Source organism: Paenibacillus sp. Marseille-Q7038 (assembly GCF_965111595.1).
This window is the reverse complement of the sequence record NZ_CBCOOM010000001.1, coordinates 1,361,182-1,375,930: the sequence shown is the minus strand read 5'-3', so window position 1 is coordinate 1,375,930 and position 14,749 is coordinate 1,361,182. Positions and strand designations below refer to the sequence as shown.

19 protein-coding genes are annotated in these 14,749 nt (G+C 36.9%); 1 reads left to right on the top strand and 18 read right to left on the bottom strand.

What is annotated here, in order from left to right:
- Positions 1-14 precede the first annotated feature (14 nt).
- The 17 genes from ACWPWY_RS06660 to ACWPWY_RS06580 form a co-directional block, all read right to left on the bottom strand.
- Entirely contained in the window at positions 15-296 is a 282-nt protein-coding gene (locus ACWPWY_RS06660; protein WP_454190952.1) for a hypothetical protein, read from the bottom strand.
- A 267-nt stretch (positions 297-563) separates the two neighbouring features.
- The gene (locus ACWPWY_RS06655; protein WP_454190951.1) at positions 564-1,031 is read right to left on the bottom strand and encodes a GNAT family N-acetyltransferase; all 468 of its coding nucleotides are present in this window, start codon (positions 1,029-1,031) and stop codon (positions 564-566) included.
- A 116-nt stretch (positions 1,032-1,147) separates the two neighbouring features.
- Positions 1,148-1,711 carry a GNAT family N-acetyltransferase gene (locus ACWPWY_RS06650; protein ID WP_454190950.1) on the bottom strand — a complete coding sequence of 188 codons (564 nt, stop codon included), beginning with the start codon at positions 1,709-1,711 and terminating at the stop codon, positions 1,148-1,150.
- Positions 1,712-1,795: 84 nt separating this feature from the next.
- Positions 1,796-2,368, bottom strand: a complete 573-nt coding sequence (locus ACWPWY_RS06645) for a GNAT family N-acetyltransferase (protein WP_454190949.1) — start codon at positions 2,366-2,368, stop codon at positions 1,796-1,798.
- 19 nt (positions 2,369-2,387) lie between these two features.
- Positions 2,388-2,870 (bottom strand): GNAT family N-acetyltransferase, encoded by a 483-nt coding sequence (locus tag ACWPWY_RS06640; RefSeq protein ID WP_454190947.1) that lies wholly within the window; start codon positions 2,868-2,870, stop codon positions 2,388-2,390.
- Positions 2,871-2,890: 20 nt separating this feature from the next.
- Positions 2,891-3,430, bottom strand: a complete 540-nt coding sequence (gene pyrE / locus ACWPWY_RS06635) for an orotate phosphoribosyltransferase (protein WP_454190946.1) — start codon at positions 3,428-3,430, stop codon at positions 2,891-2,893.
- A gap of 84 nt (positions 3,431-3,514) precedes the next feature.
- Positions 3,515-4,090, bottom strand: a complete 576-nt coding sequence (locus ACWPWY_RS06630; protein ID WP_454190945.1) for a hypothetical protein — start codon at positions 4,088-4,090, stop codon at positions 3,515-3,517.
- A 268-nt stretch (positions 4,091-4,358) separates the two neighbouring features.
- Complete coding sequence (locus tag ACWPWY_RS06625) at positions 4,359-5,141, bottom strand: copper amine oxidase N-terminal domain-containing protein (RefSeq protein WP_454192823.1); 783 nt, start codon at positions 5,139-5,141, stop codon at positions 4,359-4,361.
- Between the two features lie 358 nt (positions 5,142-5,499).
- The gene (locus tag ACWPWY_RS06620) at positions 5,500-6,006 is read right to left on the bottom strand and encodes a DUF4275 family protein (RefSeq protein WP_454190944.1); all 507 of its coding nucleotides are present in this window, start codon (positions 6,004-6,006) and stop codon (positions 5,500-5,502) included.
- Positions 6,003-6,404: a hypothetical protein gene (locus tag ACWPWY_RS06615; RefSeq protein WP_454190943.1), complete on the bottom strand. Its 402-nt coding sequence runs from the start codon at positions 6,402-6,404 to the stop codon at positions 6,003-6,005. Before ACWPWY_RS06615 ends, ACWPWY_RS06620 begins: the two co-directional genes overlap by 4 nt.
- A 45-nt stretch (positions 6,405-6,449) precedes the next feature.
- Positions 6,450-6,884, bottom strand: coding sequence for a hypothetical protein (locus ACWPWY_RS06610; protein WP_454190942.1), 435 nt, complete (start codon positions 6,882-6,884; stop codon positions 6,450-6,452).
- Positions 6,885-6,942: 58 nt separating this feature from the next.
- Positions 6,943-7,434: a hypothetical protein gene (locus ACWPWY_RS06605; RefSeq protein ID WP_454190941.1), complete on the bottom strand. Its 492-nt coding sequence runs from the start codon at positions 7,432-7,434 to the stop codon at positions 6,943-6,945.
- A gap of 470 nt (positions 7,435-7,904) precedes the next feature.
- Complete coding sequence (locus ACWPWY_RS06600; protein WP_454190940.1) at positions 7,905-9,386, bottom strand: glycoside hydrolase family 32 protein; 1,482 nt, start codon at positions 9,384-9,386, stop codon at positions 7,905-7,907.
- Between the two features lie 11 nt (positions 9,387-9,397).
- A complete protein-coding gene (locus tag ACWPWY_RS06595) occupies positions 9,398-10,648 on the bottom strand; it encodes an oligosaccharide MFS transporter (RefSeq protein WP_454190939.1) in 1,251 nt (416 codons plus the stop codon).
- 200 nt (positions 10,649-10,848) lie between these two features.
- On the bottom strand, positions 10,849-11,832 hold the full coding sequence (locus ACWPWY_RS06590) for a LacI family DNA-binding transcriptional regulator (RefSeq protein ID WP_454190938.1): 984 nt from the start codon (positions 11,830-11,832) through the stop codon (positions 10,849-10,851).
- A 417-nt stretch (positions 11,833-12,249) separates the two neighbouring features.
- Entirely contained in the window at positions 12,250-12,804 is a 555-nt protein-coding gene (locus ACWPWY_RS06585) for a GrpB family protein (RefSeq protein WP_454190937.1), read from the bottom strand.
- Between the two features lie 156 nt (positions 12,805-12,960).
- Entirely contained in the window at positions 12,961-13,431 is a 471-nt protein-coding gene (locus tag ACWPWY_RS06580) for a hypothetical protein (RefSeq protein WP_454190936.1), read from the bottom strand.
- Between the two features lie 342 nt (positions 13,432-13,773).
- Here ACWPWY_RS06580 and ACWPWY_RS06575 point away from each other — a divergent pair, with 342 nt between their 5' ends.
- Complete coding sequence (locus ACWPWY_RS06575) at positions 13,774-14,274, top strand: 2'-5' RNA ligase family protein (protein ID WP_454190935.1); 501 nt, start codon at positions 13,774-13,776, stop codon at positions 14,272-14,274.
- Between the two features lie 150 nt (positions 14,275-14,424).
- Here ACWPWY_RS06575 and ACWPWY_RS06570 read toward each other — a convergent pair whose 3' ends face one another.
- The gene (locus ACWPWY_RS06570) at positions 14,425-14,736 is read right to left on the bottom strand and encodes an NUDIX domain-containing protein (protein WP_454190934.1); all 312 of its coding nucleotides are present in this window, start codon (positions 14,734-14,736) and stop codon (positions 14,425-14,427) included.
- Between the last annotated feature and the right edge of the window lie 13 nt (positions 14,737-14,749).

Sequence of the window (14,749 nt, the reverse complement as noted above, 5' to 3'; positions counted from 1 at the left end):
TCCCCCCTTATTGCTTAATTCATGTCTGATAATTGAAAAGGATACGATTTCAGTACTTCTTTTTGGCCGAAAGTCATGACTTCAATTCGCATTGTCTCCGCACCTTCAAATAATCTCTTAGGGTTTAACATCGATACATAAAGCTCACCATTACTGTTCGGTCTGAGTTTAGTTTCCTCTTCTATACTTCCTAGTTTCATATCTAGTTTTTCTCTAGGACCAAATAATACTCCATCGTGCTCATCGGTATGAACAAGTGAAATTTCATATTCTTTATCTGGGTCAAGATCATTCATCCATATAACAACATCAATGCCTATAGTAGAATATAAATTACTGTGGCCCGGCCAGAATGATCGTGAAATAAAATATCAGAAGCTTGCTCAGGTTCAATTCAAGTCAATTCCTCAGCAGGTGTAGTATTTGAACATCCGATATTTATCAATAAAAGTAAGGAGGTGATCCAAAAGCGTATCATACTTTACTCCTTTCTTTGTAGGAAAGATTTAGTATAGATTCAATGTGGGCTGGAGCTCGATTTTATTCTAATGCCCCTCCAAGCGTTATTCAGAAAACATGTGTTCCATTGGTTCCTTACAATGCTGGTATCCATGCCTTTTATAAAAATCCACACCTTCATCACTTGGCCATACGATAATAAATTCATATTTGCTCTCTTTTGCCCAATCATTGATATGCGATATTAAGTTACTACCGATGCCTTTCCCCCGATAATCTGGTTTTGTATAGACATTCGTCATATAAGCAAAGGGATACGTGATTCTTCCTGGTCTTGGGACTTTGTGTATAAGCGCTATGTATATATTTGATACAATAATTCCGTCTTCTTCAGCAATCCAAACGTACCATTGACGACTTTGAAATACATCTAATAAAAATGCTCTGCATTCATTGTAAAAATCATCATATTTTTCATTTTTAAGTTTGCCGTCAACATCATATTCCATTGTGAAATCCCATCTCAACCGAATGAGTTGATCAATATCTTCCTTATTAGCAGTTCTTATCATCAATAGTCACCCCTAGAACATACAACAATCTTATAACGAATACAGGTTGTTAGAAGAGATAAGTAGATTCCAATCCCGCCCATAACATTTAAGAGCTTAATATACCCTAGTGATTGTTATCGATGAAGATCATTCCAAGTATCTTTCAGCAACCCATATTCTTTGATATCACTATACGTACCGTCTTTTAGTATCATCTCTTGTTTACATTCTCCCTCTAGAACCATTCCAAGCTTCTGCAGCACAAGACCTGACGCAATATTATCCGAATGATGCCATGCCTTTAACTTATGAGCATTTATATCTTCGAAAGCATACCTTGCGATCTCTTGAGCAGCTTCAGTAGTAAATCCTTTCCCCCACCACTTTGAGCCGATATAATAGCCAATCTCACACTTCGAATGTTTATTAGATAACTCAGGGAAATGGATGGATCCAATCACTTCATTATCAAACACTATAGCCCATCGATAGAATTCAGGATTGGTATATCCAGATACCCATTTCTGTAGTAATATTTCTGTTTCGTCAGATGAATGATGTACATCCCATGCTAAATATTTTGTCATGTCAGGATCGCTGGTCATGTTCTTATATACTGATTCCAAGTCATCCGCTGCAAATCGCCGTAACAATAAATGTTTCGTTTCTAGTGGCAGAGTCCCTTTATGGTTCAACATCTTGTATCCTCCTCGAAAGCAGACTGTTTAATCGATAATCTAAAATGCTATTATTGTATGAATACAAAAGATGTTTTCTTCTGTTCACCCTATCTTACACTTCATGAATATGGCGACTTCTCCATCTAGAGCGTCATTGTTTGTATAATAAGACAGATCAACTCCTTCTATCTCAAATCCGCATTTTCTATAAAAGCTTATAGCATCCACATTGGTATTTTGTGTTTCCAAATTGATTGCTCTAATTCTGTTCGCCTTAGCAAGACTCGTTAATTCATTTATTAGCTGCTTTCCAATAGACTTCCTTCTATAGTCTTCTGCGACTTGGAAGTGCCAAATCAATAATGTATTATTCCATTGCATCTCCTCAGCTATTACTACCCCAACCAAACCACTACCTATGTATGCCCCTAATGAATATCCCATTGAAGCGAGCTTACTATAACGCTCATAATCTTCTTCACTATTTATATATGTTTTATAAAGTTTGTTCTCAAGTTCAACTAATTCGATCTCGATCACTGTTTTTGCTTCCGTTTCAATTTTACTTACTCTATATTTAGAGTCTGTAACATATCCAAATTCCCCAAGTTTCTTCTGTTCTTCAACTGTGTATTTATTTATAGGTTTTATCTGTACTACTTCTATTGGAATCACCCTTTACTAGGATTTGCTTTCAAATAAGTTCCTTACTCATATGGATTGAGATTATTCTCTTATCGTCTATATTGGTAATTTTCATATCATAGGGTTTGAATCCATACTTTGAATAAAATGCTAACCCTCTTGAATTCGTATGATGACAAGCTAATCGTATCGTTCTCACTCCTAAATCATGTTTAGCTTTTTCAAGCATGACATTAAGTAGATATGCAGATGCACCTTGTCCCCTATACTTAGGGGACACAATCACATTACCGAGCCAACAGATCCTTTTTTCTACGTCATATCCATATATATTCGCGTAACCAATCACCTCATCTGTTGCTTGCTCTATGATGACAGTTGCTTCTAACCTATCCTTCAATAAATCTACGATTTGATTCGGTGTTAAAGGGTAATTAAACCGTGGGCTAATATATTTCAATTCTTCTTCCGATTGTGGAAATGCAGAAATTGTTTTCAAGTCTTTATCTTCAAGACTTCTGTAGACATACATACATTCATTCCTTCTCCTTTTCAATTAGAGTTACTACTAACTTGAGCTGCCTCCATTAACTCTTCCATCTTAAATAAGGAATGTAATGTAAGTCCTTCTGCTTCTAATCTCTTTCTACCTTCTATGTCTCTTTCTATGACAATCACAACATCAGTGACAATTGCCCCGGCTTCTCTTAAGTCCTTAGCACTTAATATCACTTGGCCACCTGTGGTTACCACATCTTCCACAATACAAATTCGCTTTCCCTTCACATCGACACCTTCAGCTAATTTACAGGTACCATAGGCTTTAGCCTTTTTTCTTACAAACGCTGCGGGAATACCTGATTTCAAGGAGAGAGCCGTTGCTACCGGTACACCACCTAGTTCAAGTCCTGCAAGCACTTCAGTTCCTTGAGGAATCAATTTTTCAAGCTCTGATGCAATTTTGGATAACAACTCAGGTTTTGCCTCAAATAAATACTTATCGAAATATTCGTTAGAGACTTTCCCTGATCTTAATAGAAATTCTCCAGTCAAATGCGATACTTCATAAATTTCTTTAGCTAGTTCTTTCATAATGTGACCTCCAAGTATTGTTTTGATAGTCAAACTGTTGTTATTTGATGTTTGTGTTCATGTTATACCTCATACCGATGTAGCTCACTTTAATATTAATCCTTTTAAAAACGGTTTCATTAGCTCATTTGATAGACGAATAGCATCTACCCGGTTACTTGCTGGGGCCGTAATCATGTACCCACTTTCATTATTCCATGACTCGCCTATATTTCCATCTGACTCATTTCCATTTTGATCTGATAATAAAATAGTTACCTTACTGAAATCGCTATTTATAAAGAGTGACCCATAGGGATGAATATTTGTACTGTCTACCACATCATTCTTCTTACTGGATGTAAAATAGGGATAAGTAATTGCACCCCACCCATCGTTTGCTATTAATATATCCAACTTTCTCTGATCCGGTGGAACTGGAATTTCCTCACCCTCAATGTCTATCGTTCCTTCAAATCTTCTTTCACCAGAGATATGCTTGTATAACTTCCCTTCAATCTTTACATCTACCAGTTTCTCAGATCCTGCCTGTTCCTTTCCTAATCTGTATTTTATACCTTGTATGTTTATATTTACTTCCTTAGGATACAAATGGAGCACAAGAACAATTGCTATGGTTGTTAGAACGATGAGGATACCTATAACAGTCAGTTTCTTCACGCTGGCCACCTTTTGTATGGAATATTTCTGATACATGTTTGAGATTCACAAGGTGACATTCAATCGGCATCCCCATTCCAATATTATACATTTTTCTGCTAAAAGGCGATAGCCTTTCAACGAGCTTACACTGTAAATAGATGTACCTTGCTCCAAATGGGGACGATAATTTTACGGGTCAATTCTACCATCCCACTTCTAAAATTTTAGTTCAGCGCAACATGAAGAGACAGTATAGAACGATTAAGCTCCATACTGCCTCTTTCATTTAGTCTGCTTTGCCTTCAGCCTCAATTGGATATAAATCGTTTAAGCTAGCCATATCTTTGCTGCCAAGTATCGTCTCTTCACCATTGGGGGAGATGTATCCATATTGAGACTGCCCTGAATGTGTAGAGATGTTATAAAAAAATAAGCGATCCTTGATTTTAGGCCGTTGCCCTACTTCACTTGATATGCCGGTATTTGTTAGAAACCAAATTTCATTTTGCTTTCCACCCGTTTTCCCACTCCATGTATGCCAAGCTGCATTTGTTTTAACCAGGTAATGATCGATAACACCATTTTCGATCATAATAAATGAATTCGATTCTCCTTCAGGAAAAAACAATTGTAAAGAGCCTGCGCTACTTTCTTCTGAAATAAGTTCTTTAAGAGTAGAGAGTTTCGGAATTTGAATGGCTGCAACACGGGCTTTAGTTAAGTCCTCCGATTTCAAATTCGCTTTTATCTTGTCATTTATCTTTGCTATTTGAACCGTTTTTGAATTTGGATTCCAAGCTACATCACTATTAAAATTTTCAGCTATAAATCGAATGGGAACCATGACGCGATTATTTCTAATTTGCGGTGAATCTGATTGATTTTGCTTATTTACACGAAACGTTATTTGTTGACTAGGATCAGCGATTACAAGTGTTTTTGTTTTGTTGTTCCAGCTTTTTATGGACAGTCCTTCAATCTGTTCAATACTTCTAAGCGGAACATAAGTAGTGCCATTTTGAACATAAGGAGCAACGTCCGTCTTAACGGTCTTATCATTTACAACGATTGATTAGGTGCGGCTGATACTTGTACCGATGACACTACAAAAAATAAAGCGAAGAAAGTGAGGAAAAATGATTTGCGTTTCAATAGATAACCCCCTTGGGTGATTTTTATTTATGTTGCATCAGTATAGACGTCTAACAAATGTAATTAGTTTCCTTTTTTGAAGTGAAACAGAGAGAACCATGACGATAACCGAAGTTAAACAGAACTTCACTCTTAACTGCATATCATGTAGCCGATGTAGAGTTTACTATTTTTCATCTTCTCTAAAATTAAAAAAACACACTTATTAAGTGCGCTTTTTCATTATTATCACAAGCGAAAAGTAGCATTCATATCCTGATTTCAACATGATATGATCATTTCAATTTATAAAAGTATGGTCCACACATAGATTCGTGGGTATTTACATATGTCCAAGACAAACTTCTATCAAAAATATATATATCCTGCTCTTGGTCAAAATCCTCTGCGATTACACTTCCTGCATTACTGTAAACCAGTACATCAGGCTTATTTTGATACATCACGTATAATTCATCTTTCACTTCATGATTAAAAGCTCTTCTTGCGGCAACATCTTTCATACAATCTTGTTGTTCATAACTGAAAATATGCCACTTATATTGACTATAATGTATAACTTCTTTTAATTCATCAGGGATGTTTTGAGTAAATGTTTTATCCCAAAGATCAATAATTAATTCTGCTTCTTCTAGAAACAATTCAGATATTTCCACACCTTTTTCATTCATACGTTTTCTGAATAGATATTTCTTTTGAACAAATTGAAGAGAATAATAAACTCTTTCTAATTCCTCATCCTGTAGACTATCTAGAATTAATTGAATTTTGTTTCTAATCAATGTTCTTCTCCCTCATCCTGACTTTCGTATTTGTTAAGCCATTCTTTTCCTGTACTCCAGCCTTCTATCTGCCTTTCATCCTTTAATATATCTTCACATGCTTTCGCCATGATCCATTCCTTCAATCCATTTTCCTTACTATCCTTAAGCTCGTTAAGCAAATATTCCAAACCCTTATCTCCGGATGCTAGTATCTCATCATATAAATCTTGATTGTCCTGGATATAGGTAGCTGGGTTACTTAATGGAAGATCACTATTGTTATCCATGAACGTTACCAAGTTGCTCTCTATTTGATTACCTATATCATTTGGCTCGGCACTTTGACTTGATTGACATGCTATGAGAATGGATAAGTATAGAAACGTCGTTATACTAATGAGTATTTTTCTTATCATAGAATATCCCTCTCTTATCAGCAGTATTATTGTTACAACCTCAAATTAATGCTTTCTACTTCTCATCCTAATCACAACAACTATAAGAACCGTAAAACTGATAATAGAAAGCGTTAGTAACGTCTTTCCGTTAATAATAGCACCTTGTATTGAACTTTTTTGAGATGCGATGTAAAACTTATCATTCAGCCTAACCGCTACCGCATCTCGAGTATTAGTATCCTTAATTTCAAAAATCAGACTTCCGACAGGTGTATCATTTGCTTCACCGTTGTTCTTTGGCATGGGAACTCTTTGGTGTTCAATCTTCCGAATCTCCTTGCCAATGTTGTTTATATCTATCTCTACATCAGAAACTAAGTACAAGGAGTTATTCAAAGCGATTGCACGAGGATAGCTTTCGGCGAATGCTTCTCCTGTATTTAATAAAGTCAAAGTTAATACAATAACAACATACAGGAGTCGTTTTACGTGATACAAAATCTCTCCCCCCTTTTTATAGGGCCAGTACTTAACTGAAACACAAAATGGATGTTCATTACTCATTAGGTGTTTTGGGCGGTTTTTGAGCTTGTCTAACCAATTTCCCTCCGTTAAAATATTTTCCATATTTCTTTATGTTTTCTTCGATTTCATGATCAGCAGGAATATGATTGATTCTCCAGGTTAGAAAATAAGCTTGCACCTTTCCACTATAAAAAACCCATGAGAAAAATCTCTCCGCAAATTTGTGAGAACCTCTAGTTCTAAAACTATTCATTGATTTTCCATCTTTCCATACCGTAACGGTCTGACCAATTCCCCCCTGAAGTTGTCCGGAAAGTTCTGCATATAATAAATTGTCATTCTTAATCAGCTGTTTCTTTATAAACTCATTCACAATCCCATTAATAATGGTTCTGAAAATGTTAAATTTCTCTCCGCGTGTTACGGATATAATGGCTGTCTCTGGAAGGGGTATATCTTTATCTCCAAAAGTAAACCTGGCACCGTATTTATTATTTGGATCTTGATGTTTTACCCAATTCATATGGAACACCCCCCATGATATCTTCACTTTCACGTCTGAATTACTTATAAGGTCATCGTCAATTCTATGTTCGAGAAATTTGTTTCAGAATGATTGAACTCCATGAAATATCTTCAATATGAATTCCCTGTCTGGAACTTTAAGCTTTTCGTATGAATTCAAAAAATCCGTATTATCATATGGAATTTGTATGCTGCTAAAGCAGAGGCGTTTCCGTGGATGTCTGTAATAATGGCGTAAGATTTCATTTGATCACTACTTTCTGTCCATGTCTGTTTCAATCCCTCTATTATTATTTATCCTTACATAGCTTTAAACGTATCCCTTCGATAAATGTTTTAGAATTTTGCCTTCAGAATGAATAAAATATGGTTTAACTCTATAAAATAATAGGCAGAAATCTGCATGTTCGCATAGAAAAAAGACCACTTCCGAGTCATTGTAATGGCTCAAAAGCAGTCTTTTTAACGTTATTCAGCTTGCCAAATATCTTTCAATTTCCAATAGGTTAATCCATTCACCTTGGCCTCTCCGCCTTCAGTTACAAGTTCAATGCCTAATAGCTTGTCACTCGGATAAATACGACTTGTCATCGTAGCTTGTCCTTCATTCGCAAACAATTCAATCGATGAGCGATCCACATATACATGCAATGTCAGCTGACCATCAGCACTTAAGGCTGTACGACGAACGCCATCTGTCTTCTTGCCTGAGTTAGTACAATCAAGCATAAGCTTCTGATCCGGGATTGAATAAGTGATCACTGTTTCCTCATGATCCGTACCACGAAGCTTCAAACCTACGAGATCCGCACTTGTCTTCATCAAGTCGAACACAACTTTCACTTCTAGCAGATCGGCTTCAACTTCCGTCAGTGAGCTTCCAGAAACAACTTGATCTTGAAGGGCGGCATGTTCACTTTGACGAAGCAGCTTCATTTCATCAACCGGGTTCATGAGGACTTTGTTATTCTCACCGAGTGTAAGTACACGTGGAATCGTCAGCGCACCGCACCAACCATCTGCTTTTGTCGGCATATCCGATTCCCACATATCCATCCAACCGATCGCAATACGCCGACCTTGCTCATCTAGGAAGGTTTGAACTGCATAAAAGTCATGACCGTTATCAAGTTCTATAAACTCGCCATGTTTATAATCATTCGTATCATAATCATATTCACCGACATAGTACCCCGTTTGGAATAAGTTATTGTACTTATCTCCGTCAGCATCAATACCTTGCGGGGAGAATATAAATACATGTTTGCCGCCCAGTTCAAAGAAGTCCGGGCACTCCCACATGAAGCCCATATCCTTGTCTCCCTGCAGAAGCACACCATGATAGGTCCACTTTCTAAGATCAGAAGAAGTATACAAAATAACACGCGGCTCCCCTTCTTTTGTACTGTTGCCTAAGATCATGTACCATGTATCCTCATGTTTCCATACCTTTGGATCACGGAAATGTTGAGAGCTGTCAGCCGGAGGCTCAGCGATAACAGGATTCTGTTCTATTTTTGTAAAATGAATGCCATCTGTGCTCACGGCCACATTTTGATTTTGAAAAAAGATGTCGTTTGGTTGATCAATATAGTGATGCCCGGTATAGATGAGTGTCAGTTCGCCGTTATTATCTACCGCACTTCCGGAGAAGCAGCCATCAAGATCACATGCATCTCCAGGCGCTAATGCAATTGGGCAATGCTCCCAATGTACAAGGTCTTTACTCTTAACATGGCCCCAGTGCATGGGTCCCCAGTTCTCGTCGTACGGATGATGCTGATAAAAAGCGTGATATTCTCCTTTATATTGAACTAATCCATTCGGATCGTTAACCCAATTTGCTGGCGCCATAATATGATAACCTAATCGATAACGCTTGTTCATTTTCGCTTCTGCCTGTTTCAAGGCTTCCTCTGCTTGCTTCGTATTGTTCTGATATGTGTTCATATGTCTTCCTCCTATGCTATTTCCATATTTGAACTAGATTGAGTCTGTGGATCCAGATTATTCGGCTTTTTCGGATCTTTTTTTAAGGTGAAGATTGAGATTGTCGTAAAGGCAAATACCATTATACCCATAATCAAGTAAGTGTTCTCAAACCCTCTACTATCATAAAGCGCACCCGCAATTGGGGAAAGGATCGAAGCTCCTACCTGACTCGTAAACTGAAAGCCTACCAGATACAAAATCGATGACAGACGCGTATCAAAATTAGCGGCCAAATACTTGAACACGGAGATCAGCATGATTGGCAGTTCCAATGCGTGAATCAATTTCATAGCGGAGATACCGTAAGGACCAATAACTAAGCCGGAGCCCACGATACGGAATGACATTAAAAACCCTGCCAATATCAGACCTCTCTTCGCGCCAATTTTGTTGACAACAAACGGAGCTAAGAACATCATCCCTGCTTCCAAGAACACTTGGAAGGAATTTAAATAACCGTACACCTGATTGCCTAATGCAACGCTTGCGAATGCTGATGAAAAGAAAATCGGAAACTGCTGATCATACACACTGTAGATACACGTAACACCAAAGACATATATAATGAAGAACCAGAAATGCTTGTCTGTAAACAAATTGCCGACTTCCCTAAAGTTTATAGACTCAGCCTGTTCCATCTCGGATTCTGTCATCTCAACTTTAATGGACATCATGATGATAAACAAAATGACAGCTGATACCGATGCAATCCAGAAGTTAATGTTTGGGTTGATATTAAAGAACTGTCCAGCAAAGAAGGTTGCTGCTGCCCAACCTAGTGAGCCCCACATACGAGATTTGCCATATTCAAAGTCATATTTGCGACTGACTTTCTCAACATAAGATTCGATAGCTCCGATCCCTGCCAAGAAAGCTACACCTAAGTATAATCCGCCTACAATGGCGCCAAGAAATACATTGTACTGTAGTAATGGCCCATAAACAAAAATATAGAAAGGACCAACGATTAAGAGCAAACCACTAATTAAAAATAGAATATGCTTTTTAAGTCCAATTTTATCAGAGATAAAGCCATAAAGCGGTTGCATGCATAAAGCAAAGATAGCGTTTACAGTAAAGATAATACCTGTTTCAGTACCATTCAGATTGATTTCTTGCCCGAGCCAAATCGAAAACAATGAATAACTTGCTGACCATGTGAAGAAGAAAAAGAAGAAATAGGCGCTTAGTTTCCAGTACATGCTCTTTGAATGTCTCATATCGAACGCTCCTCTAAGTTGAACATTTAATGTGAATGTAAACACGTTAACGCTTACAAAATGATTATATGTCAACCGCTTTCATATGTCAACCGATTGACATACTATTTAAAAAGAAAAAGGAGTGAACTCCTTTTATCACTTTTTTATTGACGATATCGTCTTCTTATAACACCTTACTATTAGGTATGGACTTTGTTCTATACTGTACTAGCTTCAATAAGCTTCACAGGTAGATAGGTTTCTCGCGGCAGATCACTGAATTCCCCTTCAATTTCTTTGATCAGCAACTCGACTGCAGATCTTGCAATCTCCTGAATAGGCTGCTGAATCGTTGTTAGTTCAGGGAGTAAGTTACGTGTCGTTTCCGTACCGTCATAGCCAATTACCCGAATATCCTCAGGAACACGTTTGCCACGTTTTCTTGCTTGAGCAATAAATGACGCTGCCACCAAATCATTACTCGCAAACAGTCCATCTACTTCAGGGTGCTCACCCAGTAGGCGTTGAATGGGTTCATAATGGTTTTGTTGATGGAAAGGGTCATGCACTTCATAGGTAATTGCCTCTCGGCCATGCTGCTCCATCACATCTTCATAAGCTTTTCTTCGTAAGCTTGCCGGTGTTTCCAACTCCACAGGTCCATTAATGTGCAAGATATGCTTGCATCCCTTATCAATTAGCAGCTCTGAGGCCATTTTCCCACCCATGTAATTATCTGATCCAACAACAGGAATAGTATCCGATAAGAAGCGATCAATCGCAACGACCGCTATATTTTTCTGATCATAATTTACAATACCTCGGTTATGAGTTCCTACGATAATACCATCCACTTGATTGCGCATCAGCATATCTACATAAGCTTCTTCTTTATCTAGCTGATTCAAGCTGTTACAGATCAGCAGTTTATAGCCAAGGGACGCACAAATATTCTCAATATGAAAAGTTAGCTCTCCAAAGAAAGGGTTACTTGTTGTTGGTATGATTAAACCAATTAAATTCGTTCGTTTACTAAATAGTGATCTGGCAACGTCATTAGGAAAATAATTCAGTTGCTGCATCGCTTCCTGAACTCGATCTTTCGTTTCCTGACTAATATAGCCCCGATTATTAAGCACCCGAGAAACCGTTGTCGGTGAAACTCCAGCTAATTTTGCAACATCATTAAGTTTAGGTTTCATAGATTGCTCCCTGCCTTTTCTCCATGCCTTATGTACTCATTATCCTTCCTATTCTAACATGCCTAAACATGAAAGGACATTCATGCTCTGCGTGTGACTCCTACTAAACCAGATAAGGATAAGCGTATGGATACCAACCGAGCATTTCAAATAGCCCTGGAAAACCAAAGCAATGATTTTGAAATGAATCTACGTAATCCTCTAATAATTCTTGCCAGCTTAAATCTATTCCTATCACTTCTATAAGTTATTGATAAACCCTTTTTGATCCAATTGAACAAATCTACTATAAAAACGCGTTTTCAACTTTATGAAAAGCATGTATACGATCGTACTGGTTTTCAAGAAAAATAAGTAAAGACGTATCCCGATCGCAAAGTTCCATCTAAATCAAATAAGATTCCTTTAATCATTTAGTCATCCTTTGGTATATGGCGTAATATATTCATTCATTACCTTCGTAACAAACTCTGTCTTACCTTCGGTATAAGCTTTGCGATTATTTGTAAATTTATTGGACAGTTCGATCTTTAAATTTGCATACTCAGATACTAGTAGAGAATTATTTTTTAATATATCTCGAAATATAATATGCCTATTTAGTTCTTCACTTTCTTCATCGCATACATATAAATTATGTTCATACTTCTCATTACCTTCACTACTGTAGGGTACATAAATGTCTCTTCTTGCAAATGCTTCTCTATTCTTAATACCTAGATCACCTTCATGTAGATATCCTAGTACATCTAACTTTTGGATTACTTTTGGCAGGTAATCCATAGATTTAATTACTACGTCAATATCAATAATTGGCTTAGCTGCTAGACCGGGTACTGAAGTACTTCCAACATGTTCGATTCGTATTGCTAGACGATTAAGCTCGTTAGATAAACCTGATTCTATAACTTTAAATGCTTTTGGCCATTCTTCATTGTATTCTTCAATAATTACTGGTTTTGGATTCAACATCAAATTTCTCCTTTACATAATTGCTTACGAAGATTTCCTATTGCATTTCCGTATTCTCGGCGTTTAAATTGGTTAGAAAGTCATTCTACTCTACTGTTAGCGATCAAGGGCGAATTCCCAATGTAGAAATGCTGTGTTATCTGATAGCAGTGATATTTATATCAATCTATAGATTTTTCCATTAGTTACTTTTATCTTGTTCATATTCGCCCACTGTTTTAATTCTTCTATGCTAACTTCTTCATTATCCTTGAATCTAAAATGTAACTTCATTGAAACAAATTTTCTGCCATACAACTTAATGCCGACACTCTGTACAAAATAGCCTTGGATAATAATCTTTTCGATTTTCTGTTTTGGTAATTCAATATGATTGATCTGAATTCCATTTTCTTTGATTTGCAGCACATTATTTTTCCTTGAAATCTTCATTAACAGCATCACTATATTTAGTAAGGTATATAAAGGTACGAAAATAACAAAAAAAGCATTTAACAGACTATCTATTCCAAAAGTGAACACGACCATAATAGTTAAATAAATACAATAAGTTACTTGTATGTACTCCGCTTTAAGTATTTTGATTTGATATTTCTTATTGATGTTCTGGTTTAATTCTTCAGTCATTGATTAATGTCTCCCGTCTGGATTTTCAATTTATATTGTTCTCTTGTAATTTCACTATATCTTTCTGTATTTCAAATATATTGGATGCTTAAGGAAAGTTTTCGTTCTTATTAGGATTAACGGTTGGTTTTTCAATTTAGTTTGATTTTATTCACCCGGTAATGAGACCGACATGAACGCCAAACTTCGATTTTCTGCTTATAGTTGTTAAACGGGCAGGATTGCTAATTGGAGCCGTTGAATACTTCTTTATTGCAGGAGTTATAGTTATTGAGGGGGGTATAGAGATGTATGGAGTAGTTGCTCATTTTGACCAGAATACAGAGCTCTATATAAAGCAGGTTGGAAAGAGTTGTGTATCATGCCGTTTCCAAATATGCAGAAGAAGTACAAAATAGACGACCTCATATTACGATAGCAGGTTATGACTCTGACGTAGATATCGATCAGTTCATAAGCGATTTTGACTGCTTTTATGAATCTAAGAAACAGCTTTCAATCACTATGAACTCAATAGGGACCTTTTTGAATATAGGGATTTTATTCCTTGCCCCTGTTCCTTCCGAAGAACTTTTAACGTTCCATGCTAATCATCACCGTTTCTTTGAAAAATATCGAATGAATGCTGAGTCTCCATATCTTCCTAATAACTGGGTTCCTCACTGTACAATAGCAAACAGATTAAACGATGAGAATTTAAAAGAAGCGATGTCTTACTGCACGAAAAGAATCGAAAGCATAAGTGCTATTATCGTTGAAGTATCAGTAACCAAGGCTATATACGAGAATAACAAATGTATAAAGTCACCATCTATTCATACGAAAGTATTGGACATTGTCTAAAGCTTTCAATATATTTTGAATTCCTCCTACATACTCACTCATCTTGCTCTTTATAAATGGGTCTATTCTTTCAGGCAATGCGGCTAGGTTATAGAATTTCGCTTCTAATACTTCAGCTCCGTCGGGTTTGATTTCTCCTTCATAGTCCGTTCAGATATATCCAATAATAATATTATAATATTCATGTCCATTTCTTAGTTTTGTATATAATTCCTTCCCTGAAAATACACCGAATAATGTAAGATTCTTTATTTGTAATCCAATTTCTTCTTCCACTTCTCTCTTTGCGCACTCCTCCACTGATTCCCCTAGTTCCATTAAACCTCCCGGCACACCCCATGTGTTATCTTGATACCGGACAAGTAAAATCTCACCCGTCTTATTCAGAATCAGTATACTCGGTCTAACCAAAATTAACGGTGTATTACCAACGATTTCTCTCAACGATTCAACATATCCCATACTATATGAAGCC